Source organism: Paenibacillus sp. PDC88 (genome assembly GCF_900106725.1).
GTDB classification, from domain to species: domain Bacteria; phylum Bacillota; class Bacilli; order Paenibacillales; family Paenibacillaceae; genus Paenibacillus; species Paenibacillus shunpengii.
In genome coordinates this window covers 287,432-312,599 of record NZ_FNNT01000006.1, presented here as the reverse complement: position 1 = coordinate 312,599, position 25,168 = coordinate 287,432, and the positions used below count along the sequence as shown (strand labels likewise).

General features: G+C 47.5%; 22 protein-coding genes. 13 read left to right on the top strand and 9 right to left on the bottom strand.

The features are described from left to right. The first annotated feature begins 78 nt into the window (after positions 1-78). The 4 genes from BLW49_RS19345 to BLW49_RS19330 all read left to right on the top strand — a co-directional run bounded on the left by BLW49_RS19345 (position 79) and on the right by BLW49_RS19330 (position 5,464). Positions 79-855, top strand: coding sequence for an ABC transporter permease (locus BLW49_RS19345; RefSeq protein WP_076312160.1), 777 nt, complete (start codon positions 79-81; stop codon positions 853-855). Further along, complete coding sequence (locus tag BLW49_RS19340; protein ID WP_177178797.1) at positions 852-1,661, top strand: ABC transporter permease; 810 nt, start codon at positions 852-854, stop codon at positions 1,659-1,661. The genes BLW49_RS19345 and BLW49_RS19340 overlap by 4 nt, the downstream gene beginning before the upstream one ends. A gap of 17 nt (positions 1,662-1,678) precedes the next feature. Beyond that, positions 1,679-2,659: an ABC transporter ATP-binding protein gene (locus BLW49_RS19335; RefSeq protein ID WP_090726267.1), complete on the top strand. Its 981-nt coding sequence runs from the start codon at positions 1,679-1,681 to the stop codon at positions 2,657-2,659. A gap of 423 nt (positions 2,660-3,082) precedes the next feature. Continuing rightward, complete coding sequence (locus BLW49_RS19330) at positions 3,083-5,464, top strand: glycoside hydrolase family 95 protein (RefSeq protein WP_090726265.1); 2,382 nt, start codon at positions 3,083-3,085, stop codon at positions 5,462-5,464. 72 nt (positions 5,465-5,536) lie between these two features. Here BLW49_RS19330 and lpxA read toward each other — a convergent pair whose 3' ends face one another. From lpxA to lpxC, 3 genes are read right to left on the bottom strand one after another with little or no spacing between them, the layout of a single operon-like run. Further along, positions 5,537-6,340, bottom strand: coding sequence for an acyl-ACP--UDP-N-acetylglucosamine O-acyltransferase (lpxA, locus tag BLW49_RS19325; RefSeq protein WP_076312157.1), 804 nt, complete (start codon positions 6,338-6,340; stop codon positions 5,537-5,539). A gap of 3 nt (positions 6,341-6,343) precedes the next feature. Further along, complete coding sequence (lpxD, locus tag BLW49_RS19320) at positions 6,344-7,375, bottom strand: UDP-3-O-(3-hydroxymyristoyl)glucosamine N-acyltransferase (RefSeq protein WP_090726262.1); 1,032 nt, start codon at positions 7,373-7,375, stop codon at positions 6,344-6,346. Between the two features lie 16 nt (positions 7,376-7,391). Next, the gene (lpxC, locus tag BLW49_RS19315) at positions 7,392-8,225 is read right to left on the bottom strand and encodes a UDP-3-O-acyl-N-acetylglucosamine deacetylase (protein WP_090726258.1); all 834 of its coding nucleotides are present in this window, start codon (positions 8,223-8,225) and stop codon (positions 7,392-7,394) included. Between the two features lie 206 nt (positions 8,226-8,431). Between lpxC and BLW49_RS19310 the strand changes: the two genes are divergently transcribed. The 4 genes from BLW49_RS19310 to BLW49_RS19295 all read left to right on the top strand — a co-directional run bounded on the left by BLW49_RS19310 (position 8,432) and on the right by BLW49_RS19295 (position 13,593). Continuing rightward, positions 8,432-10,999 carry a rhamnogalacturonan lyase gene (locus tag BLW49_RS19310; protein WP_090726256.1) on the top strand — a complete coding sequence of 856 codons (2,568 nt, stop codon included), beginning with the start codon at positions 8,432-8,434 and terminating at the stop codon, positions 10,997-10,999. A 305-nt stretch (positions 11,000-11,304) separates the two neighbouring features. Further along, on the top strand, positions 11,305-12,048 hold the full coding sequence (locus BLW49_RS19305) for an amino acid ABC transporter substrate-binding protein (RefSeq protein WP_090726409.1): 744 nt from the start codon (positions 11,305-11,307) through the stop codon (positions 12,046-12,048). 116 nt (positions 12,049-12,164) lie between these two features. Continuing rightward, complete coding sequence (locus BLW49_RS19300; RefSeq protein WP_047913447.1) at positions 12,165-12,824, top strand: amino acid ABC transporter permease; 660 nt, start codon at positions 12,165-12,167, stop codon at positions 12,822-12,824. Between the two features lie 19 nt (positions 12,825-12,843). Further along, the gene (locus BLW49_RS19295; protein ID WP_081872695.1) at positions 12,844-13,593 is read left to right on the top strand and encodes an amino acid ABC transporter ATP-binding protein; all 750 of its coding nucleotides are present in this window, start codon (positions 12,844-12,846) and stop codon (positions 13,591-13,593) included. Between the two features lie 152 nt (positions 13,594-13,745). Here BLW49_RS19295 and BLW49_RS19290 read toward each other — a convergent pair whose 3' ends face one another. From BLW49_RS19290 to BLW49_RS19275, 4 genes are all read right to left on the bottom strand, one after another. Then, positions 13,746-15,092 carry an LLM class flavin-dependent oxidoreductase gene (locus BLW49_RS19290; RefSeq protein WP_256209837.1) on the bottom strand — a complete coding sequence of 449 codons (1,347 nt, stop codon included), beginning with the start codon at positions 15,090-15,092 and terminating at the stop codon, positions 13,746-13,748. Between the two features lie 160 nt (positions 15,093-15,252). Continuing rightward, positions 15,253-15,441 (bottom strand): twin-arginine translocase TatA/TatE family subunit, encoded by a 189-nt coding sequence (locus BLW49_RS19285; RefSeq protein WP_047913450.1) that lies wholly within the window; start codon positions 15,439-15,441, stop codon positions 15,253-15,255. A gap of 27 nt (positions 15,442-15,468) precedes the next feature. Then, on the bottom strand, positions 15,469-16,050 hold the full coding sequence (locus tag BLW49_RS19280; protein ID WP_305954036.1) for a RidA family protein: 582 nt from the start codon (positions 16,048-16,050) through the stop codon (positions 15,469-15,471). 80 nt (positions 16,051-16,130) lie between these two features. Then, the gene (locus BLW49_RS19275; protein WP_090726254.1) at positions 16,131-17,729 is read right to left on the bottom strand and encodes a flavin monoamine oxidase family protein; all 1,599 of its coding nucleotides are present in this window, start codon (positions 17,727-17,729) and stop codon (positions 16,131-16,133) included. Between the two features lie 314 nt (positions 17,730-18,043). Here BLW49_RS19275 and BLW49_RS19270 point away from each other — a divergent pair, with 314 nt between their 5' ends. Then, a complete protein-coding gene (locus tag BLW49_RS19270) occupies positions 18,044-18,280 on the top strand; it encodes a MerR family transcriptional regulator (RefSeq protein WP_076312616.1) in 237 nt (78 codons plus the stop codon). Positions 18,281-18,412: 132 nt separating this feature from the next. Continuing rightward, on the top strand, positions 18,413-19,993 hold the full coding sequence (locus tag BLW49_RS19265) for a sensor histidine kinase (RefSeq protein WP_256209836.1): 1,581 nt from the start codon (positions 18,413-18,415) through the stop codon (positions 19,991-19,993). A 154-nt stretch (positions 19,994-20,147) separates the two neighbouring features. Here the strand turns inward: BLW49_RS19265 and BLW49_RS19260 are convergent, their stop codons facing one another. After that, positions 20,148-20,981, bottom strand: a complete 834-nt coding sequence (locus BLW49_RS19260) for a 1,4-dihydroxy-6-naphtoate synthase (RefSeq protein ID WP_090726252.1) — start codon at positions 20,979-20,981, stop codon at positions 20,148-20,150. A 1-nt stretch (position 20,982) separates the two neighbouring features. Continuing rightward, the gene (locus tag BLW49_RS19255) at positions 20,983-21,630 is read right to left on the bottom strand and encodes a futalosine hydrolase (protein WP_090726249.1); all 648 of its coding nucleotides are present in this window, start codon (positions 21,628-21,630) and stop codon (positions 20,983-20,985) included. Between the two features lie 212 nt (positions 21,631-21,842). Here BLW49_RS19255 and BLW49_RS19250 point away from each other — a divergent pair, with 212 nt between their 5' ends. The 3 genes from BLW49_RS19250 to BLW49_RS19240 are packed head-to-tail and all read left to right on the top strand — an operon-like array spanning position 21,843 to position 25,144. Then, complete coding sequence (locus BLW49_RS19250) at positions 21,843-22,244, top strand: GntR family transcriptional regulator (protein WP_076312147.1); 402 nt, start codon at positions 21,843-21,845, stop codon at positions 22,242-22,244. Further along, entirely contained in the window at positions 22,237-23,139 is a 903-nt protein-coding gene (locus tag BLW49_RS19245; protein WP_076312146.1) for an ABC transporter ATP-binding protein, read from the top strand. Before BLW49_RS19250 ends, BLW49_RS19245 begins: the two co-directional genes overlap by 8 nt. Next, positions 23,114-25,144: a DUF6449 domain-containing protein gene (locus tag BLW49_RS19240; protein ID WP_076312145.1), complete on the top strand. Its 2,031-nt coding sequence runs from the start codon at positions 23,114-23,116 to the stop codon at positions 25,142-25,144. Before BLW49_RS19245 ends, BLW49_RS19240 begins: the two co-directional genes overlap by 26 nt. Positions 25,145-25,168 lie beyond the last annotated feature (24 nt).

The window sequence follows — 25,168 nt, the reverse complement described above, 5'->3', positions numbered from 1 at the left end:
TCCTTCTCTCGCATTTCACCTTGTCTGAAGTGGACGTATGGATCAGCGTCTCATCAAGCTTATCGGAGGTGTATCAAATTGCTCTATTTCACCCTGGCTCGAAAGGCCTATGCAAGAAACCTGCAATATCGCGGTGCACATATGGTGCACAACATTGCCAGCGTTATGTTCGGCTACTTGTATGCCTGTATCTGGATCGGCATCGGTCGTGACAATGCGCTCGGTGAATACGGAACCTACGGGATGGTCAGTTACATTGCGTTCACGCAAGCGTCTTTGTGGGTTACGACATTCTTAACGAGTGGACTCGGTATCCCTGAAACCGTACGGACAGGGCATATTGCCATGGATTTAATGCGGCCTGTCCACTTGTTCATGCATCTGATGAGCCGGGAATGGGGACAGGTGCTGTACCAGTTTATATTCAAATCCATTCCGATCTACCTCGTTTATCTCATTGCATTCAACCTGCAGCTTCCTACAGATGGCATGACTTACATATGGACAGCAATGAGTCTGCTTGGAGCTGCCTACATGGGAATATGCATCAATTACATCATTGGTGCTACAGCCATGTGGACGACGGAGTCGGCTTGGCTGCAGTGGACTCATCATGCACTCGTCAATTTGCTTGCCGGCTTCTTCATTCCCATTGAATGGCTGCCGGAATGGCTGCAAACCGTCGCCTGGCTCTCACCTTATCCTTATCTTCTGTATGTACCAACCCGAATTTATCTTGGATACCCGGATGCTCATCTGCTTGCCGGTACCGTGGTATGGGGTGTGCTGCTCACCTTGCTTGGATTCCTCGCGACCTATTTTCTGAGACGAAAAGTGGAGGTGCAGGGCGGATGAAGCAGAACAAGCTGACAGCATACTTTGAACTCTATTCTCTTCTCATCCGTACCAGCGTCAAAAGCTCCATGCAGTACAAATTTAATTTCTTTCTAGGCTCCTTGCTTGCCGCGCTCATTCAAATTGCGGAATTTCTCATGATTGCCATCGTTCTGAACCGATTCGGAGCCATTCAAGGCTGGTCCATCTATGAAGTCGGGTATTTGTTTGCCATGATGACCTTATCCAAAACGGTGTACCGCTCACTTGCCAATGAAGTGCACCATCTGGAGAGATATCTGGTCAGCGGGGACATGGATCAGCTGCTCACCAGGCCGCTGCCCGTGTTGTTCACGTTATTGCCTCAGCGCTTCCGGATTATGCTTGGTGAATGGCTGCAGGGAGGTTTTGTATTCGGCTGGTCAATATACGGCATGATGAACTCGGGACAGATCAGCTGGGTTGCCATCCCGCAGTCACTGTTTGTCATTCTTACCGGATCGGTCATCTTGTTCTCCATCGGTCTTGCTACGGCTACGCTCGGATTTTGGACGACACGGATCAGCGAGCTGCAGACGTTTACTGAGGACGCAGCCGGAACGGCGGCAAGGTATCCCATATCACTGTACCCCAACTGGCTTGCTTCGCTGCTCCTGGTAGTCCTTCCTGTGGGACTGGTCAATTATGTACCGGCACTTTACATTTTACGCGGTGAGGTCGGACCTTGGGTGCTTGGACTCGTTCTGGGTGCGGCATTAGTGTGCTTGATGGTAAGCCTCAGGTTCTGGAGTTTTGGCATAACGAAATATCAGAGCACAGGAAGCTAAAGGAGGAATCACTCACAATGATTGAAGTTCAGCAGCTGCACAAAGAATTTAAAATACCAATTGTACAGGAAGGCAGGTTCTCTGGCCTGCGTACCTTTTTCTCCAGGCAATATCATGTAAAAAAAGCAGTGACCAACATCAGCTTCACAATTCAACCGGGTGAATTTGTCGGTTATATTGGTCCGAACGGTGCCGGGAAATCGACAACCATCAAGATGCTGACCGGCATTCTTCATCCGAGCGCAGGTAAGGTAACGGTGAGCGGGATGAACCCGCATGAACAGCGCAGACAGGTCGTCAGAAGACTGGGTGTCGTATTCGGACAGCGCAGTCAGCTGTGGTGGGATCTGCCCGTCCGGGACAGCTATGATATTCTTGCCAAGATGTACCGGGTGGAGGATACCGATAAGAAGAGGCGTATCGATCAATTCTCCGAGCTTCTGGATCTGAAGGAATTCTGGGATACACCGGTGCGCAAGCTGTCGCTTGGACAGCGGATGAGGGCAGACCTCGGAGCAGCCATGCTGCATGAACCGGACATTCTGTTTCTGGATGAGCCGACGATCGGTCTTGATGTCAATGCCAAGCGAAATATTCGATCCTTCCTGAAGCTGCTTAATGAGGAGCTCGGCAAAACGATCCTGCTAACAACCCATGATATGGACGACATTGAGCAGCTGTGCAGCCGGGTGATGGTGATTAACCATGGACAGCTTACTTATGATGGAACGGTTCAAGCTTTGCGCGATAATATCGGACTTCCTACGATTATTAAAGTATCGTATCGGGGAGCGTGCTCTATCCCTCCATCTGCAGACGTGCATAACCATCCTATGATGAAGTTGTCACAGATCACGGAGAATACGATTACCGTTGAAGCCAATCGAAACAAGATCACCACCATGGAGATATTGAAGGAGCTGGGTGAATGGGGTGAGATTGAAGACGTGGAGATGCAGGAACCGGATTTTGAAGATGTGATTCATAAAGTATATTGAAGTGTCATAACACGAAATTTCATTTAAAAAAGAGGATCTCCCACAGCAGTAAGGCAGGGGATCCTCTTTTTACATTACATAGACCACTTATACGATCAAAGAGTTCTATAATGATGATTCACGCTCATACTTGTTGCTGCCGGGCAGACGTTTAATTTTGTTCCAAGCGTCAATGGCTTCCTTTCGACTCTTTCAACAGGATTGTTCAACATTTAGGGCTTGCTTTTTTGTCACTTTTTTAGGACGATAACAGAGGAGAGTGGAATCCGCTTTCATCTGCGAATTGAAGAGTAGAATCAAGCATTAGTGAAGCAGGATAGCAAGATTCCTAAAACGTTTTAGGTCAATTATAAGGAAGTAGGATGATGGCACCCCCTGCACACCTATTTCGGTATAAAAAAATACAAGCTTGGAGGAAAGCACATGTTCTTAACGTACAATCGTCCGGCCAAGGAATGGACGGAAGCTCTTCCCATCGGTAATGGCCGAATGGGCGCCATGGTATTTGGGCGGATGGAGCTGGAGAGACTGCAGCTGAATGAAGACACGTTATGGTCTGGTCCACCGAAGGAAACGAATAATCCGGAGTCTCTTGAAGTATTGCCTGAGGTACGCCGGTTGCTCAAGGAAGGCAAGTATGCAGAAGCGGACAAGCTAAGCAAGAAAATGATGGGTGCTTATACTCAGTCGTATCTCCCCTTCGGTGATCTGAACATCAGCTTTGATCACGGAGATATCGGCTGGAATTACAAACGCACATTGGAGCTGAATGAAGGCGTGGCTACGACTCAGTTCCAAATCGGGGAGACGGTGTATACCCGCGAAGTATTCGCCTCCTATCCAGATCAAATTATTGCCATGCGGATGGAGTCCAGCATCCCAGGAAGATTAGGGTTTAAGGCAAGCTTTAGCAGCTTACTTCGACATGAGCAGTCTTCCGATGGAGATCACGCCGTTCTATCTGGATATGCACCAGAAGTAGTGCACCCCAGCTATTATCCTGCGGATAATCCGATCCGATATGGTAAATCTGGAGAAACGGATGCCATGCGTTTTGAAGGAAGAATTGCAGTAATCCATGAAGGCGGGACATCCAAGGTGGATGCATCAGGTATTCGTATAGTGGATGCAGACAGCGCTACTATATACTTGAGTATGGCAACCAGCTTTAATGGTTATGATCGTTCACCGGGTAAAGACGGCAAGGATGAATCGGCCTGTGCGAAGGAGCATCTGGATAACGCACTGAAGTACAATTATACAGAGCTCCGCGCACGCCATGTAGAAGATTACCAAAGACTGTATCAACGGGTGGATCTGGATCTCGGACCAGGGCTTGCACCAGCTGATCTTCCGACAGATGAACGGATCGTAGAATATGGGGGCAGGGATCCTTACCTGGTGAATCTTCTCTTCCAATATGGCCGTTACTTGATGATATCCAGCTCCAGACCAGGAACTCAGCCTGCAAACCTTCAAGGCATTTGGAACCACGAAACAAGAGCGCCGTGGAGCAGCAATTATACACTGAATATCAATGCGGAAATGAATTACTGGCCGGCCGAGACAGCCAATCTGTCTGAATGTCATGAACCGTTGATGGATCTGATCAAGCGTCTGTCCGTCAACGGCAAGAAGACGGCCGAGATTCATTATGGAACCAGAGGCTGGACGGCTTCTCACAATACCGATCTGTGGGGACATACCGCTCCTGTAGGGAACTTTGGACATGGCGATCCGGTGTGGGCATTGTGGCAAATGGGCGGCGTATGGCTCTGTCAGCACTTATATGAACATTATGTGTTTACCAAGGATGAAGATTTCCTTAGAAATACAGCGTATCCGATCATGAAGGACGCCGCGCTCTTCTGCCTGGATTGGCTCATTCCAGATGAGAACGGGATGCTCGTGACCGCACCTTCTACCTCGCCTGAGCATCGATACAGAATCGACGGTGAGCTGTATGGGGTGACAACCGCAGCAACCATGGATCTTGCTCTTATGCATGATTTGTTCACCAATATTGCTGAAGTGACCGAGGTCTTGGGAGTAGATGCTGCATTTGCGCATGAAGTGCTTGCCGCAAGAGATCAGCTGCCGCCGCTGAGAATTGGCAAATATGGTCAACTGCAGGAGTGGCTCCATGATTATGAGGATGAAGATGTTCACCATAGACATGTATCCCATCTATTTGGGGTATATCCTGGACGCCAAATTACCGAGGCCCTTGCACCGGAGCTTCTTCAAGCTGCACGGGTATCACTGGAGAGACGCGGTGACGGTGGGACAGGCTGGAGCCTTGGCTGGAAGGTTGGTCTGTGGGCACGCTTCAAGGATGGAGATCGGGCGCACCGACTTGTGTCCAATCTGCTTCAGCTCGTTCGTGACGGCTCCGAAAGATACGAGAGCGGCGGGGTGTACCCGAACTTGTTCGACGCACATCCACCGTTCCAAATTGACGGCAACTTTGCAGCAACCTCAGGTATTATTGAGCTGCTGCTTCAATCACATCAAGGCTATGTAGAACTTCTTCCTGCTCTGCCGCAGGCTTGGGAGAAAGGTTCCATCCGTGGACTTCGTGCTAGGGGCGGCTATGAGGTTGATCTTGCATGGGAAGGCGGACAGCTGTCTGCAGCTGAGATTCGTTCCGATCATGATGGAGTGTGTGGGGTTCGGACGAGAGCTGCCGTCATTAGGATAACCAATAAAGCCGGCGAAGAAGTACAGGCAGAGGTCAAGGAGAACGGAGTTCTGGTCTTCCCTGTACAAGCTGGAGGAGCTTATATCCTCAGCATTCAGGGATAGAAGTAAGAACGGGCTATACAGAAAAAACGCCGACAACATCGGCGTTTTTTCTGTTACACCTCTATAATCATTTTACATAGGACGCGTTCCTATTCTTGCGATGCCTCTGTTGGATTTCTTCAAGAACGCAATGGTGTGTTCTTTAAACACGCTTTGAGGCAAATGCTCTATGGCATCCTGTGCAAGGGCCAGCGTCAGATTCTTGCGGAACAGGAGGGAATGAATTTGCTTGATCATTCGAATGTCGTCCCCGGACATGCCTTTGCGTCTTAAGCCGATGAGGTTGAGGCCGTAGATCCTGGCATGATCGCCGCTCGCGAGTGAATAGGGGACGATATCCTGAGTGACACAGCTCCCGACGCCAATCATGGAATATGCGCCAATCTTGCAATGTTGATGAACACCAACCAAGCCGCCAAGCGTGACCTCGTCCTCGATCTCCACATGACCTGCAATCTGAACACTGTTGGAAATGACGATATGATTCCCCAAGGCTACATCATGTGCAACATGAACATAGTTCATTATAAAATTATGATTCCCTACCCGTGTGACTCCGCCGCCGGAATCTGTTCCTTTGGCAATCGTTGCATACTCTCGAATCGTATTATAATCCCCGATGATCAGCTGCGTTTCCTCACCGTTATATTTAAGATCCTGGGGAGGGGAGCCGATAATGGCGCCCTGGTATACATGATTGTATTCACCCAGTGTGGTATTTGAACCGATTCGCACATGGCTTTCAATGGTACATCCATTTCCTATCCTTACGTGTTCCTCGATGATGCAGTAAGGGCCGATCTCGACTTGATCTCCAATAACAGCGGTCGGATGAATGATCGCAGTAGGATGAACCGTTGTAGTAGGGAGAGCCATGGTTTATTCCTCCTTTGTCAGCTTCTTTATGCTCTTCTCTAAGGAGTCTATTCGAGTGCTGAATTTCTTCAATGTATGGGGAAGACGTTCAATAGCGGCTTGCTTTCTCAGTTGTTCATGGTGGGGACGGGCATAGTAGCCCGAAATGATCGAATGTGCAGGTAAGTCCTTTGTAATGTTTGACTTGCCCAAAATCGTGGAGTGAGCCCCGATGGTGAGGTGACCAACGACTGCAGATCCACCGGCCAGCACGACATGATCCCCGATGGAAGCTGAACCTGCAATTGCAGTTGTACCTGCGATAATACAGTGTTTGCCGATGTGTACGTTGTGAGCAATCTGGACCAGATTGTCGATCTTCGTGCCCCTTTCGATAATAGTGGGGTCGATTGTTCCACGGTCTATCGTTGTATTGGCACCGATCTCGACATCATCATGAATGACAACATTGCCGGCATGAGGAATTTTTACATGCTGCTGACCATCCCACTCATAGCCGAATCCATCAGAGCCAATAACGGCACCGGAATGAATAATGACGTTGCTCCCGATACAGGTATCTCTCAGAATCGTGACATGAGGATGAATGAAGCAATGATCTCCAATCGTAACATTTTCGCCAATAAAACAGTTCGAGGAGATCAGGGTTCCCTCACCAATCGATACGTTCTCTTTGACAACGGTACCTTCATCAATCTGTGTACTTTCCCCGGCTTGAAGTGAACAATCGACCATCGCAGAAGAGATCAGACCGTTTGCTCTGGTAGCCTGATGAAATAGGTTCATAACATGAACAAAGGCCAGCCGGGGGTTTTTTACCCGAATACCAGGCAGGTGCGCATCGGTAAGCTTCTCGGGAACCACGATGGCTGAGGCACGGCAGTCTGTTAATTTGCTTATATTTTTCTCCGTTACATAAGTGATTTGTCCACTCTCTGCACTGGATAAGGAAGCGATGCTATGTATGGTCACTTCTCCGTCACCGATTAACTCTCCATTCAGTTCCTGTGCAATGGCTTTAAGCTTGTACTCCATCTTTGCTATCTCCTTATTAATGTAGATTATTCATGATCTCCCGTGCCAAAAGAGTATTCAGACGGTGGGAAGTTCGCACGCCTCTAACTTGGGCTAGAACTGGAGGCGCCAGTGCCAGATCACCCATCACATCGAGCAGCTTGTGGCGGGCAAATTCATCCGGGTAGCGCAAGTCCGACAAAATTCGGCTGTTTCCGATGAGTACTGCGTTGTCCATGGATGCGCCTTGGATTAGGCCTTTGCTTCTTAGAAGGTTTACTTCTTGTTCAAAGCCGAAGGTGCGTGCCGGAGAAATTTCACTTCGGTAATCGTGGATGGCAGGGTTGAAGTAAGCAATCTGATTCGTCAAAAAGGGGAGCTCGTGATCATTCGTAAACTGGATTTCATAGCTTATCTCTTCGGAAGGAATGGCTTCCAGATACGAACGGCCGATCTGTACCCGGATGGCTTGGGTTAAGCGCCTGTATTTCTTGAGGGCATGCTGCTCTACGAGTCCGGTCTCGGCGATTCTGTCGCTGATCATTACAGAGCTGCCGTCGAGGACGGGGATCTCTTCACCATCTGCTTCAATGATGGCATTATCAACTCCCATGCCGCGAAGGGCTGACATAACATGCTCGACCATTGAAATGGAATAGTGATGTCCATTAGTGAGCTGTGTACAACGATCCGTCGATGATACATGATGCGGCACGGCGCTGATGATCTCTACAGGTGATAGATCAGCTCTTCTGAAGAGAATTCCACTGTCAGCTGGAGCAGGATGTATGGTCATGGATGCCGGGATTCCGCTGTGCAGGGTAATGCTGTTCATTTCAATAGGCTGGGCGAGAGTGCGCTGATACTCCATTACATCCTCCTTTCTATTAGAATATTATAGATTAATTATCGAATATTGGTAAATATTATATGTCTTTTTTGCAACATTTGAGAGATATGAAAATAAGAGAAACACTGATTTTTGAACAATAAACTCTGTTATTTGAATGGTGGTCCGGGAAGGGCATGTCTATAATTTGGGGGTGGCTGATCACTATAGGATGAAGAGGTGTTAAGATGGCATATTTCAATATGGGACTGTTCAAAAAGATCGCTGTGACAGGAATGAGTATGATCTTGATCACTACAGGAGGAATTGCATCCGCAGCTGAAGATGTAAGCAGGAAGGGGAAACCGAGCATGGAACGGCCCATACAAATGGAATATCTGGATCGCGGGCTTATTGCAGTGCCTGCGAATAACGGCGTATTTCTGAGCTGGAGACTGCTCGCTAACGAGGTAACGGGCAGTAATGAAACGGGACTCACGGGTACGGACTTCAATATATACAGGGATGGCAAAAGGATTGCCCAAGTGAGTGACAGTACGAATTATCTTGATCCAGCGGGAGAGACAGATTCCAGCTATTACGTATCTGCCGTTGTGAAAGGCAAAGAAGTCGATCAGAGTGAGGCCGTTATTCCGTGGGGGAATTCTTATTATGATCTTCCACTCCAGAAGCCGAAGGACGGTGTTACACCAGCGGGTGAAGCTTACACTTATTCAGCTAACGACATGAGTGTTGGGGACGTGGATGGGGACGGCAGGCTCGAGTATTTTGTGAAATGGGAGCCGAGTAATGCGAAGGACGTCTCCCAAGTCGGCTATACAGGCAACACTTATATTGACGCTTATACTTATGAAGGCAAACTGCTGTATCGCATAGATCTGGGTGTCAATATCCGCTCGGGAGCGCATTATACTCAATTCCTCGTATATGACTTCGATGGGGATGGTAAAGCCGAGCTTATGTTCAAGACTGCTCCGGGTACCAAGACTCTTCGTTATAATGCCCAAGGTGATGTCATATCTGAGCAGTATATTACGATGCTGAAGGAAGACCTTGCCGCTGGCTACTCTAATGAAGATGATTATAGACTTAGCGCGGAGGGCTACTATGAACATATCGTTGATATGTTTATGAACTGGCATGAATATGAGGAGGTTAAGGATGGAAGCTGGCCGCAAACGCTCGAGGAAGCCTTCGGAATCGATCCAGCATATGACTATCCTTTATCCCGTGAGGATGCGGGACATCTAGCTGATCACTTTATGGATGTGTTTGCTCCTTCCAAGGACGCCAATCGGAATAAATTGCGTCAATTTGAAGGTTTTATATTATCGGCTCCCGAGTATTTGAGCGTATTTGAAGGAGAGAGCGGAGCAGAACTTCAGACCATTCGTTACAAGCCGGGTCGGTATGATGATGGACTGCGCTGGGGAGATTACGCGATGAACCGAATCGAGCCGGGTAACCGGGTGGATCGCTTTCTCTCGGGTGTAGCTTATTTGGACGGAGAACAGCCCTATGCGGTATTTGCGAGAGGCTACTATACCCGGACAACCCTGGTCTCATACAGCTGGGACGGGAACAATCTGAATGAACATTGGTACGTAGATAGTGGATGGACACCGATGACGAATCCGTTCAGAGATGGTCCGCATGGTAGAGCAGGTACAGATCCTGAGTACGGGCAGATTACAACGCAAGGAGCTCATTCACTCAGTGTAGCGGATGTAGATGGTGACGGCAAGCAGGAGATTGTATATGGCTCGGCTACCATTGATCATGATGGTTCTGTCTTGTCGAATTCGTCGGCTGTGATGCCGCCGCAAAGCGCTAATCCTGGAGCTGTAGCAGGCTTGGGACATGGAGATGCACTGCATGTTGCTAATATTGATCCAGCTCGCGAAGGTCTTGAAGTGTATATGGTGCATGAAGGCGGGGCCTATGCTCCCTATGGATATGCGCTTAGAGATGCGAGGACAGGTGAGGTTATCTACGGCGCTTATACCGGACGTGATACCGGACGCGGCATGATTGGAGATGTAGATCCGGATCATCCGGGACTTGAAACATGGGCTGTCGGATTGTATACAGCAGCGGGTCAGAAGATTAGTGACACGGCCCCGGGTACCAACATGAGCATCAAATGGTCCAAGGATATGACGACCCAGCTCATAAACGGCTCATTAGAGAATACGCCGACCATTGATGATTGGAAAAAAGGAACGGTGCTTACTGCAGAAGGAACCCGTACAAATAATCATACGAAGGGCACGCCGTCCCTTGTGGCGGATGTGTTTGGCGATTGGCGGGAAGAGATGTTAGTCCGTACGGCAGATAGCAGCGCAATCCGTATTTATTCCAATACGGAAGTGACAAGTCACAAGCTGCACACCCTGCTGCATGATCCGCAATATCGTGCAGGTGTAGCTACGCAGAATACGGGCTATAATCAGCCGGTGTATACAAGTTACTATTTTGCGTCCGATATGGATTTTGCTCAGGTGAAGCTTCCGAATCTATCCATTGCCGGGCTGCTGCCTGTGCTTGAGCAATTGCATAATCAATACGTAGAAGAAGGAGATTTGTCAGGAAATGTGGTGAAGCAGCTGGCCAATACGCTAAAACAAGCAGTGCATCATTATAATAAAGGAGCTTATAGGCAAGCATCTTCCTTCCTGGAAAAATATATGGCACAGCTGGACAAGCGAGGCGGCAAGGACAAGATTAGCGAGCGGGCAAGGCTGAACCTGACTCATCATGCCGAGCTGTTGTTGGATGAATGGAAGCAGAAATAAGGTAGTGAATATAAGGTACCCCATGGTCGGGATGGACAACAGCGTCCATCCGCAATACATGGGGTTATTTTTTATGTGGAAGTAATCCCTGGATCAATGATCTGTCTATCCACAATCTCAGCCCCATTTCAACAGATTTCAACAAATTTCATCAATGCAGTGGCGTAATCTCTCATCCTATGTTATGATGTTTTCATTCTGCTAATATGGTAGCGGACTAAAGCGTTTGGGAATGGATGCAATTTATTCTATCTTAATATACATCTAGTGGAGGGAAACTCGTGAAAAATTCAGCATGGCTAATAATGATAAGTATGTTCGTTCTTGTACTGAGCGCCTGCTCAACAAGCGGACAGGATGAGAATACACTCGTCATCGGGATTGATGATAAGTTTGCACCGATGGGATTCCGTGATGAGAGTAATAACATTGTCGGATTTGATATTGATTATGCAGCAGCAGCGGCCGAGAAGATGGGCAAGGAAGTAGAGTTCCAGCCGATTGATTGGTCTTCCAAGGAATCGGAGCTAAGCAGCGGACGCATTGATCTGATCTGGAATGGTTATACCATTACTGATGAGCGCAAAGAGAAGGTGCTGTTCACGAAGCCTTATATGTCAAACAGTCAGGTCGCTGTTGTGCTTGCGGATTCACCACTGGCTTCATTGGAAGAGCTTGAAGGTAAGAATATCGGATTGCAGAAGCTCTCTTCTGCATCGGATGCGCTGAGTGCACACCCGATTAACGAGAAGGTTGGTACGGTATCCGAGTTCCCGGATAATGTACTTGCTCTAAGTGATCTGAAGAGCGGCAGATTGGATGCTGTTATTATAGACGAGGTCGTTGCAAAGTATTACATGTCTCTAGAAGAAGGGACTTACAAGCTGCTGGATGAATCACTGGCTCCTGAAGAATACGGAATCGGTGTGAAAAAAGGAAACGAAGCGCTTCTGAATGAGCTGCAAAGTGCTCTTGACGAGCTGAGTGAAGATGGAACAGCGGCCAGCATCTCCGAGAAATGGTTTGGAGAGGACAAAGTATTAAACTAGGCAATAATAAAAAGATAATATGCTGGAAACCGGGTGATGGTTTTATCCCGGTTTCTTTTACTTCAATGAATGGAATCATGAATCCATAATCCGGATTGTAGGAGTCGAAGATAACGATGAGTTTAGAATATTTGTGGAGTATTACGCTGCCCATGCTGGAAGGGGCAAGAACGACCGTGCTGTTATTTTTTACAGCCATTATATTATCTATACCGCTCGGCTTTGGCATTACTTTAATGGCAAACAGCCGATTTAAGCCGGTGTCCGCAATTGCGCACAGCTATATTTACGTCATGCGCGGCACGCCGTTGCTGCTTCAGCTGCTGTTCTTCTGTTACGGCCTGCCGATGCTTCCGGTGGTCGGAGAGTATCTGGTACTGGATCGCGGCGTTGCGGCCGGAATTGCCTTTGTACTGAATTACGCTGCTTATTTTGCAGAGATCTTCAGAGGCGGGCTGCTGTCGATTGATAAAGGTCAGTATGAAGCTTCACAGGTGCTTGGCTTAAGCAAATGGCAGACAATGATCAGAGTTATTCTGCCCCAGATGATTCGAGTGGTGCTTCCCTCCACAGCGAATGAATCTATAACCCTGGTCAAGGACACCGCGCTTCTCTATGCCGTTGCTGTTCCCGAGGTATTGCACTTTGCACAGACAGCAGTCAATCGGGATGCAACCATTATGCCTTTTGCCGTGGCAGCTGTTGTTTACCTGTTAATGACGCTTGTACTTACTCTCTTCTTTAAAGCGCTGGAGAAGCGGTTTCGGTTTGAATAAACTTTAAAAGGAATGTCGCGTGATGACCAATATGATAGAAGTCGTGAATCTGCAAAAATCGTTTGGAGATTTGCAGGTATTAAAAAAAGTGGATTTTGATGTAAAGCCAGGCGAAGTTATCGCAGTGATCGGGCCGTCAGGCTCAGGCAAGAGTACAATGCTTCGCAGCCTGGTTAACCTCGAATCGGTGAATGGCGGAACGATACGCATCGGGGGAGAGTCACTCGTGAGCGAAGGCAAATATGTGAGTGCACCTGAAATCAAAAGAATTACCTCCCGAATGGGAATGGTATTTCAGCACTTCAATCTGTTTCCGCATCTCACGGTTCAAGGAAATCTGGAGCTTGCTCCCAAAATGGTCAAGAAGGAGAATGCAGCGGCCATTAAACCGCGGGTGGCAGACCTGCTCGCTAAGGTCGGTTTATCGGATAAAGCGAATGTGTATCCGGCTAGCCTGTCCGGTGGTCAGAAGCAGCGTGTTGCCATCGCTCGGGCACTCATGATGAATCCCGAGATTCTCCTGTTCGATGAGCCGACATCGGCGCTTGATCCTGAGCTCACGGGAGAAGTACTGCGGGTTATCCGCAAGCTGGCCGATGAGAACATGACCATGATCATCGTTACGCATGAGATGAATTTTGCGAGAGATGTTGCGGACCGTGTTATATTCATGGATCAAGGTGAGATTGCCGAGGCGGGTACACCCGAGCAGATCTTCGGGAATCCACAGCTTGAACGGACGAAGGCATTTCTTATGCGTAGTGAGTAGCTTGCTGTAAGCCGTGTGATATGAACCAGGATATTGCATAATTCAGTTCAATATGTGGATCTAAAACAGTAAATAACCTTTGCTCTGGCGAGCAAAGGTTATTTTTGTGTGGGAGGGATACTAGGGGAACGTGAAGAGGTTAACGCATCCTATTAAGAATGCTGAAGAGGCTGTTTTGTACTTCTTGAAACGGGTCTTCTCAGACCTAAATGCTCCCGTAGTGTGCTTCCTGTATACTCTTTCCGAAATAAATCTCTACGCTGCAGCTCCGGTATGACGAGATCGACAAAGTCGGTTAAGCCTCCAGGCAGATACGGGGCCATGACGTTAAATCCGTCAGCGGCCCCCCCTTTGAACCAAGCTTCCAGCTGATCTGCAATCTGAACGGGCGTTCCCTTGATGCTCCAATGTCCGCGTGCACCTGCGATGTGCTGGTACAACTGGCGGATCGTGTAGCCTTCGCGGTCAGCGATGTCTTTGAGAAGTAGGAAGCGGCTCTTCTGACCATTGATTTGCGAGAGATCAGGTAGTTCAGGCAAGGGACCATCTACAGGATAAGGGGAGAGGTCGTAGCTGATCAGACCTGATAACAGTGCTACACCGACCGTAGGATGAATCAGCTCTTTCAGCTTGGCTTCGAGTTCATCAGCCTCTTCTTCGGTTCTTCCGATGATAGGGAACACGCCCGGCATGATTTTTACATCCTCGGCCGTTCTGCCATAGTGCTGCAGCCGGCCTTTTACATCTGTGTAAAACTGCTTCGCTTCATCAAATGTCTGCCAGGCGGTAAAGATCGCCTCCGCGTACTGTGCGGCAAAATCCCGGCCAGATTCCGAAGCTCCGGCTTGAATGATGACAGGGTTGCCCTGCGGAGGGCGGGAGATATTCAGCGGTCCCTGCACCTGAAACCATTCTCCCTTGTGATCGAGGGCGCGGATCTTATCAGGAGCGGAGAACACGCCCGATTCTTTATCCTTAACAACCGCATCGTCATCCCAGGTATCCCACAATCCGGATACGACATCTAAAAATTCTTTGGCACGATCATATCTCAGCTCATGGAGCAGATGATTCTCTTTCCCAAAGTTCAGCGCTTCAATTTCACTGCCGGAGGTCACCACATTCCAGCCTGCCCGGCCATTGCTGAGATGATCCAGGGAGGCAAACTTGCGGGCAACATGGTAAGGCTCGTTGTAGGTGGTGGAGACGGTGGCTGCCAGTCCAATACGATCTGTAACTGCAGAGAGAGCAGATAGTAAGGTCAGCGGCTCAAATGTTGCATTCACCGCCCGGCCTTCTATTGATTTATTTCCTTTTGCGGCAAGACTGTCTGCCAGAAACACCATATCGAATTTACCCCGCTCAGCGGTTTGAGCAAGCTCCTTGTAGAACGATAAGTTCAACACACCATTCACATCTGCATCGGGATGGCGCCATGCAGCCACATGATGACCTGGAACCATCAGAAAGGCGCCTAGCTTCATTTCTCTCTTGGACATACTTTGCCTCCTCCTGACAACCAAAAAAAACCGAAGATCAGACTCTTTCCTAAATAGAAAAGAATGATCTCCGGCTGTCCGGTTGAATGTAGTATATTCCGACTGGAATAGTTATAAATTTATTAAAAGCATAATAACATAGGAATCCAAAATTTAGCAACTATTTTTTGTTCGGTGACGATTCATCCTCATCCTTACTATCACCGACGAGATCACGAGCCGAAGATTTGAACTCGAACAAGGTCCGACCTACGGCGCGTCCAAGCTCAGGCAATCTGGAAGGTCCGAATAAGATCAGGACCAATACCAGAATCATAATGATTCCGGTTATTCCTATATTCTGGAACATAAGATGTCCTCCTCATGTAGTAATTGATTATTTTTTGGGAAATACAGCGACAGCCTCAATTTCGATCAGCCAATCAGAGCTTACGAGACTGGCCACACCAACAGTGGAGCGAGCGGGCTTGACTGGATTTTTTTCGTTGTTAAAAAATTCGCCATAAGCTTCATTCCAGCCTGCATAATCGAATATGCCTTCCTTCGCGGCGTCCGCCGTCAAGTAGGCGCGGAGATAGACAACATCCTTCATAGAGAGACCCTGATCCTTAAGTTGCTTCTCAATGGATGCCAGAACACCGGCCGCCTGAGTCTTGGTATCTCCGTATCGTTCATAGATGGTCTTGCCTTCCTTATTCAGTACGGGAGGCACCGTGCCGCTCGTGTACAGATAGGCAGACCCTTCCGGCACTACGACACCGCCCGAGATACTCGAGCTGGGATTACCGTAGAAGACAGGACTACTGCCTGGTACTGAGACCTGTGCTGGAGCGGGCTCAGGCACCGATACGGTTCCCTGAACTTCGATAGGGGCTTTATCTGCTGCATAAGCGGTTGCACTTAAGCTTGCCATGAGTATAGCTGCGAGCGTTAGACTTTTTATTTTTTTGTTCATCATAAACTTCTGCCTCCTCTGGACATTCATATACCTGGAACAAAATGCACTATTGATGATAACTGGGGGCTATCCCGTATGAATTATGCCTTCATGACACGTTGATGAATATCTTTGACGACGGCTCTTGCGGAATCAATGGCCCCAGCCTGCCAAGCGACGATATGGCTGATATGATCTCCTGCAAGATAGATTCGGTTGTCCGCCTGGCAGAGGGTCTTATACATTCCTGCACGCTCCTCGGCGTTATAGGATACCCAGGCACCTTCTTGATATTTAATTTTTTTCCAGTCAATGGAGAAGGAATTCTCGAATTCTGTCTTGTATTGAGGATGGATCTTGGCACCTTGATTCAGTGCGTGACGCTCCCGTTCTATGTAGCTCATATTGCCCAGCTTGTCCGCATTTGCCCCGGTTGCATAATAGCCGAGCAGGATGCCCTTCTTGCCAAAGTAGTCTGTAGGAGGATAGTAGATTTGGGTGATGTCCATATTAGTCAGGCTGTTACCGCCGAAGAGCAGCTCATCCTCTTCCCAGAACCTGCGTTTGAATTGCAGGCCGATCTTACCCGCAGATGCATATCTTGCATTCTGTATTGCACTCTTCATGGAGGAAGAGAAATCAGCTGGAATATTTCGAAGAACGGAGAGGGGGATCGTACAGATACAATAGTCTCCGGTAATTTCCTGTTCCTTTTTGTTCTGGGTGAAGCGAACCCGCACGCCATCAGCGGATTGACGAATCTCGGTAACAGGAGCATTCAGCTTGACACGGTTGCCAAGATGCTTCTCAAATCCCTTCACGATCATATCCATACCGCCGACAGGATGGAACATCATCATTTGCTGGTCATAACCATATTCATTGCTGAAATAATTACCGAATCCGGATTGAAGGATGGCTTTGAGATCAAACGGATCTCTGACAACGCCTGCATCCATGCGGCTGCCCGGCTCTTCCTTATATCCGCCGCGGGAGGAGCCGCGGTAGAATAGGTCTGCATTCAAATCACCTTCCCGCCGGAGATATTCAACCAGCTTTTCCTTTTCCTCCGGGGTTATAGGGAGATCAAGAGCAGATTGATTGACAGCCTTGGCGAGCATTTCGGAGACATAACCGCGCACATCGGCTTTGGCTGCTCGCTTGGTAATTTTTTGTCCAGAAAGTGCCCCCACATTCTCATTGTAATAATAGCCGCTGTCGTTCACATTGTTGAAGGGCTCAATCGGGATATTAAACTCTCTGCAATATTCGAGAGTGGAATGAAACTGGGGAATCCGCATTGGACCTGCATTGAAATACAGGTCGCTGCCGAATTGGGAGTATTGACGCGCTCCGCCGATTTCCTGATTCGTGGTTCCTTTGCGAATGCTCCAATTCCGGCCGCCCGCAAAAGGTTTGGCTTCCAGCACCGTACACTGATACCCGGCTTTGCCAAGCTCATAGGCCGCGGTTAATCCCGCTATGCCGGCACCCAGGATAATAATCTTCTTGCCGTTTCGATTGCTTAGCGCCAGATCGTTCTTCCCGGGAGGCGTATAATCCTGAGCTTTCATCGTTTCTGGAGAGAGAAGACCCAAGTTGCCCATTAGACTGAAGACGGCAAGAGAACCCCCGACTTTACCAACTGTCGATAGGAATTGTCTTCTCGTCATGTCTTGAGGCTGTTCAGCATTACTCATTCTATACTTCATCTCCTTTGTGCGTATTAAGAACCTTTGTGGAGAAGATATTAGCAGACAATGAGCTTTGTTGTCTCAATTTTTGTAAGGAAATCTAACACACTTTTTTATTTCAAGGAAATATAATCGATCAAATTCTTATCAATTTGCTTCGATCTATTGAATTTTGTTCGGAAAATCCTTAAAATTATTGCCATAACGATAGTTACTATCATCGACAGCTGAATGCCCTGCTAAATCTGTTCATCAAACATAGTTTCAGGAGGAGATACTCCAGTATTATGGTAAGTAATCTAACATTAGGGGTGTTTGTGATGAGTGATCAAATTATGAGTATTGGTATGGTGAAAGAATTGACAGGGTTGTCGGAGAGACAAATTCGTTACTATGAGGAGAAGCAGCTTGTCTTTCCAGCACGAACGAAAGGGGGAAGTCGAAGATATTCTTTTGAGGATGTAAAGAAAATACAAGAAATTCATCGCAAGCTAAAGGAGGGATATAATACCTACGAGCTTAAGATCAAGAGCAGGCGGCAGAGCAACGTGATTTAACATCCCGGCAAGATTATAGATTTTACAGCCGATTTTTTCCACTATTCGACAACAATCTTCACATTCATAGTATATAATGCACTTATCTATACTGCTATATCTGAAAACAGTCATAGGGGAGTGCAAAAACGATTGTTAATCCATCGACTCAAGTTGATTTTCTTTCCGATTAGCTGCTTGCTTATCATTATCGCATCTTCTATTTTGGGTCAGAGCACGCACCGTTTGTGTGCCATGATTGTCGTGGGCATTCTGCTATTATTATCCGTTACATTAGATCATAAGTATCCGCGTTTTCTCTGGATTCAGCTGATTCTGCTCGGTATTTTTCAATATACCACTCAGCTGAACTGGTGTGTACTTCTGTACTATATTATGATCATGACAATCTTCGATAAGAAGCAATCTTACAAGAAAACTTTGCCTGTCTCTGTACTGCTGATTCTGCAGTATACGATTATTCGTTTAAGTTATGTTCCTATCAGTGCGTATAATATTCTTGTTACAACTTTTGACTTCTTGACTTTGATATTTATCGTTTTTCTCTTTCATTATGTCATTCGTGCCGAAACAGAGAAGCAGGTCCTTCGCGACAAGAATGACTTTCTTACTACCCACGATCCACTAACCGGCCTTCTCAATTACCTTGGTTATATGAACCAAATACAAGCTTTGATATCCAAAAAAGTTCCTTTTTATTTAATACTGCTGGATTTACAAAATTTCAAATCTTACAATCATGATGGATTGGAGAGCGGGAATGAGGCGCTCGTTAACCTGGGCAAGGCTCTTACCTCCACTTTCCCTAATGCGTATGGTGTTTCCAGATATGCAGGAGACCGCTATGCCTTGCTGCTGCCCACTGAATATTATATACCGGATCATATCGGTGCTTTGCTGGAAATGGATTCACTCGGTTATCAGGTGTCGTACAGTATCGTTTCCCATCCTGAGGAGAGTGAAGATCATAATCAGCTCATTATGAAAGCAGAGGACAAGCTGTTTCAGATGAGGCGGGAGCAGTGGCTTCAGCGGGAGGAGGACTTGTTCAGATCGGAGAAGATGAAGGTTGTCGGTGAACTGGCGGCAGGAATGGCTCACGAGGTTCGCAATCCGCTTACTGCGATTCGTGGATTTGTGCAGCTGTCCAAGATTCAGTCCTATAATATTAAGCCCTGGTATGAGGTAATTATGAGTGAAATTACGAGAGTGACGGAGCTGACCGCCGAATTTCTTCAGTTCTCCAAGCCGCATGCCAGCAATATGAGGTCAGAGTCGCTTACGGTGTGTACTGAAAGGGTTGTTTCCTTGTCTGAGTCAGACGCGATATCACGAGGACATCAGCTGACTTTGGACATTGAGGACGAGTCGATGTACATCTATATGGACCGAGACAAGATTGTTCAAGTGCTGCTTAATCTTGTGCGCAACGCGCTTGAGGCGATGGAGACTCCAGGTGAAGTGAAGATTAGGGTGAGCCGGGCTGATAATAAAGCCGTCATTCAGATTCAAGACACCGGAATAGGAATCGCTCCTGACCAGTTTCAGCAGATCTTCAATCCCTTCTATACGACGAAGGAGGATGGAACTGGACTTGGTCTGTCTCTCTGCCAGAAGATTGCTCAGGATCACAAAGGCTCCATTACGGTTCATAGTGTGCTGGGAGAGGGTTCGACGTTTCGATTGATATTGCCTATATTGTTAACGGATTAATCAGGCGGCTGCTCCTGATCATCTGTTGCAAATAAGAAAGAAGCCTGACGGGAATAACCGTACAGGCTTCTTCTTGCTGTGCTCGATTTGGATGCAGCTATAAGTTATATGCTGAGCATCAGGTGTAGAACAACCGATCAGGAGTTCACTGTATTTAGCTTCTTAATTTCTCAAAGTCTATTCCAGGTACGAGACCTTCTGCAGCAGCACGGCCCAAGAGAGCTTCAATCGCACCGAAGCCTTCTTCACCCAGATCTCTGGTGAATTCATTGACATAGAGATTGATATGCTGCTGTGCAACTTCAGGATCCATTTCTTGTGCATGAGAGAGAATATAGGGTCTGGACTGCTCGGGATGCTTCCAGCCATAATCAACGGAAGCTTGAATCCAGGAAGTAATCTCAGCAGGATCAAGATTACGGCGGGCAACGATGGCACCGAGCGGAATCGGAAGACCCGTATCCGCTTCCCACCATGTACCCATATCGGCCATTAATGTGAGACCGTATGACGGGTACGTGAATCTGGCTTCATGAATGACGAGGCCGGCATCGATCTTGCCATCGCGAACGGCCGGCATAATCTGGTCAAAAGGCATCACAACAATTTCACCGATGCCGTCAGGTACATTCTGTGCAGCCCATAGTCGGAACAGGAGATAGGCGGTTGAGCGCTCACTTGGTACAGCAACTCTCTTGCCAGTGAGATCCTCCGGCTTAGTATTCTGATCGGCTGTTAATACCAGTGGACCGTTGCCTCTGCCAAGGGCACCGCCGCATGGAATGAGGCGATATTCATCAGAGAGCCATGGCAGGGCGGCGTAAGAAATTTTGAGGATATCATAGTCGCTCGGCTTCGTAACAAGCGTATTCGTCACATCAATATCTGCGTATGTAACCGTGAAATCTGGAGTGTTCGGAATCTGCCCATGGACTAGAGCGTGAAAGACAAATGTGTCATTCGGACACGGTGAGTAAATAATGTTCATATTACAAGACCTCCGATAAGTTCTGACTGGCTGTGGTTAGAGCTTGCAGTGCTTCTGGAATGCGCCACGCATCCCGGTTACGCGGACCCACGGTGTTAGAGATCGCTCTGATCTCGAGTACAGGTACATTCATATAGCTTGCTGCAGCAGCGACGCCATACCCCTCCATGGATTCTGCGCAGGCCTCAGGAATACGTCTTAACAATTCCTCGGCGGTTTGAGCCGTTCCGGTTGTAGTCGATACCGTAATGATGGGGCCGCAGTGGACAGGTATATCTGTTGATGTCTGCAGGGCGGATAGAATGGATTGAATTGCATCGGGATTGGCGGTTACTCGTGATGTGCCGAACCCGAGCTCGTCCACACTGCGGAATCCTTCTGCTGTCTCGGAGCCTAGATCGGCTTGTATTATTTCTGTAGAAATAACGATGTCTCCGAGTTCGGCACGCCCCGGGAAGCCGCCGCCAATTCCTGCATTAATGACCAGCTTGTACGAATTAGAAGCCAGTGCTGCTGCGGTTGCTGCCGCGGCGGACGCAGGTCCGGCTCCTCCTGCAATGACGTGATAATGCTCGGGGACTTTCAGGCCGTCCTCTATAGCCTTCCGCTCTGCCTCAACGGCCGTGACGATCAAGATTCGAGATGACATGATGCAGCTCAGCTCCTTCTGGTGACGTAGAGTCAGGTGTGTAATGCGATTTAATTATACCATTTTTAAGAAAGTGACATATCAAAGTGTTTATTGACAGTATCATGAATAACTGTATTATAAGTAATAGTACAGTTAATTCAGTGCTGTGCATTTTCTAATGTACTCTTCATCGTAACATTGGCATTGATCACTTATGAAGGAGGTATCCGATGTTTGAACTGGATGTGCGCAGCCGTAAACCGATATATGAGCAGTTAATTGAACGAATTAAGGAGTTGATCATGATGGAAATGCTGAAGCCAGATGAGCAGCTGCCCTCTGTAAGACATTTGTCAGCTGAGCTTACCGTGAATCCGAATACGATTCAGAAGGCTTACCGTGAGCTGGAGCGGGACGGATATATTTATTCTTTGCAGGGCAAGGGAAGTTTTGTTGCTAAGGTAGAGCATAGACCTCTTGATCAGCGAAAACAGGAACTGAAGCTGGAGATACATAAGCTGCTTACGGAAGCGGTCTATTTGGGAGTGACGGAAGGTGAAATCAGGGAGATTTATCAGAAGGCACAGCAGGATCGTCATTTGGATCGGGTAGAGGGGGAAGAACATGATTGAAGTATCGGGTGTAACGAAAGTATTTGAGACAGAGGCAGCGGTGAATCATCTGTCCCTTACTGTTCGGAAGGGCTCGATATTCGGCCTCTTGGGATCGAACGGAGCAGGCAAGACGACGCTGTTAAAAACAATGGCAGGAATCTATAAGCCTGACAAGGGAAGTGTGACCATTGACGGCGCACCCGTTTATGAGAACACGCAATTAAAAAGGCGGATTATTTTTATGTCCGATATTCCTTACTTCTTCCCTCATACTTCGATTCGCCAAATGGCTGCCTTTTACAAGAGAATGTATCCCGGGTGGAATGAAGAACGGTTTCGTCAGCTGGAATTGGTGTTCAAGCTGGACCTTACGCGGAAGCTGTACAGAATGTCTAAGGGGATGCAGCGCCAGGCTGCTTTTATGCTGGCTCTCAGCTGTATGCCGGATGTATTGCTGCTGGATGAACCTATCGATGGGCTTGACCCGGTCATGCGTAAGATGATCAAGAATTTATTATTTCAGGAGGCAGCTGAACGAGAACTGACAGTCGTTATTTCTTCTCATAATCTAAGAGAAATCGAGGATATGTGCGACCATATCGGGATCATGCATAACGGAGTGCTCATGGTTGAGAAGGATCTGGATGATCTGAAGGCCGATACCCACAAGATTCAGGTAGCCTTCCGAGATGACCGTCATGAGGAGACCCTGTCCAGCCATGTTCGCATACTTCATGGAGAGAAGCGGGGAAGTGTGGAAATTTATATCGTGAAAGGCAATGAGCAGGAAGTGAAGGAAGCATTCAAGGCATTTAATCCTTATGTGCTTGATATGCTACCGCTGACGCTGGAAGAGATCTTTATCTATGAAATGGAGGACGTGGGCTATGACATCCATCCGATTATTCTTTAACCGTGGAGTAATTCTCCAAGACTTGAGGCAGCATGGATGGATTGGGATATTGTATTTGCTTGCTTTGTCCTTTTTGCTGCCAATTGTTATGATGCTGCAGTCTATGACCGATGAACAAAGCAGAGAGATTGATTCTTTGTTTGATGTTTCAGGTGGCCTGACGCTTAATCTGCTGCTGATTTTTCCCATCTTTACTGTGACCTTTATTTTTCGATACTTGCATCGTAAGGCTCCGTCTGATTTATACCACAGCTTGCCGATTACACGAAACCAGCTGCTTACTTCTCATCTGTTCAGTGCACTGATTCTATTACTAATACCTGTGTGGGTGGTAGCTGTTATAACCGCATTAATACGTCCGCTTGCAAGCTATCACTATATATATGAACTGTCCATTGTGTGGGAGTGGGCGTTGATGTCTACTGCAATTACATTGTTTTTGTGTGGACTCACGCTCCTGCTTGCAGTAAGTCTTGGACAAACGATCCTTCAGCTGATTGTAACCTATGGTCTGCTCCTGACCCCGGCGTGGCTGCTTGTGCTGGGTGTGGTTCATCTGGACCGATATCTGTTCGGCTTCTCTAGAGAATATTATGAAAGGGGATATAGCACTGGATTTGAACTAGGTACCATTTCGCCCTTCCTCAGGCTGACGGGTCTGTCGAGTCAACCCTTCGGTTTGCGGGAGCTTCTTATTTACTTGCTGCTAGGTGTCGTATTTATTATAATCAGTTATTTTTTATATCGAAAAAGAGATACGGCCGCCTCCGGACGAGCTATTGTCTTTCCTTTCATGACACTGCTGTTCCGCTTGCTCGTTATGCTGTTTATTTCTATGGTGTTTGGCGCCTATCTGTTTGAGGACAATAGACATAGCAATGGAGTTTCAATCTTCGGGTATATAATCGGCGGTATGCTAGGATGTCTTATTGCCGAGATGGTCGTCCGCAAGACTTGGCTCATATGGAGCAAACGCATACTCGCAAGCTCCTTAGGTTATGGTCTATTGCTACTGCTGCTGCTATATCTGCCTGTATCCAATATAGATGGCTTTGAAGCTCGTGTCCCTAAGGCGACGGACATCAAAGGTGTTGCTGTATCTAATCAATTCAATAACCTTATTGATATGGATATGGTAAATCAAATGCAGGTCCCCGCAAAGCTGACCAGCGAGAGCTTCAGTCATAATCCTGCCTATATTGAAGCGGTCCTTCAGCTGCATCAAGATCTTGTTGCCCAATATGAGGCAGGTGAGATTACTCCTGTACAGGCTTCAGACCATTCCAGAAATTTAATCATTGCTTACGAGCTAGAGAGTGGGAACAAATGGGTCCGTGAGTATGTTCTGCAAGAAGGTCAACTGGAGGACAGTCTTAGAAGGGTCATGGAGCATGAAGAGTACAAGAAGCAGTATGTTCTGAAAGGTCTGACCGATGAAGATACGTTCAGAGCAACCATTTCAAGTTACGGTGCTGATAAAAGAGTTGTCATTACGGATCCGGAAGACCTTCAGGAATTCAAGCAGATCTTACTTAAAGAAATTATGAACATGAGCTATGAGGAACAGCTTGAGATGGGGAACAGCTGGGCTTCCATTGACCTCTCGAGTCCTAATCTACCTTATGGCAACTATCGGAGCATAGATTGGAGCAAATCCTATGAGGAGCTGGAAGCCTGGATGGAAGAGAAGGGTCTTGCCGATCAAGCGAGGATAACTCCTTCCGATATCCGTGAGATGACGATTACGAGAAACATTGCGAACACTGGGTTCACTGGAAATTCCGATGATCTGGAATTGGAGAATAAATACTACGAACATATGGCCCAGCTATCTGGAGAAGCGAAAGTGACCAAGGAAGAAAGTCTATGGGATGTTCTGAAGAACAAAACTTTCTTTACTGTACATTCTGATGACGATCTGGATACCCCCTATCTCGTAAAGATGAAGCTGAATTCAGGTCAAGTATTAATTGAAGGCATGGAGCATTATCCAGAGGGTATGTAGAGCGTGCTGCTTGACGCTAGATGG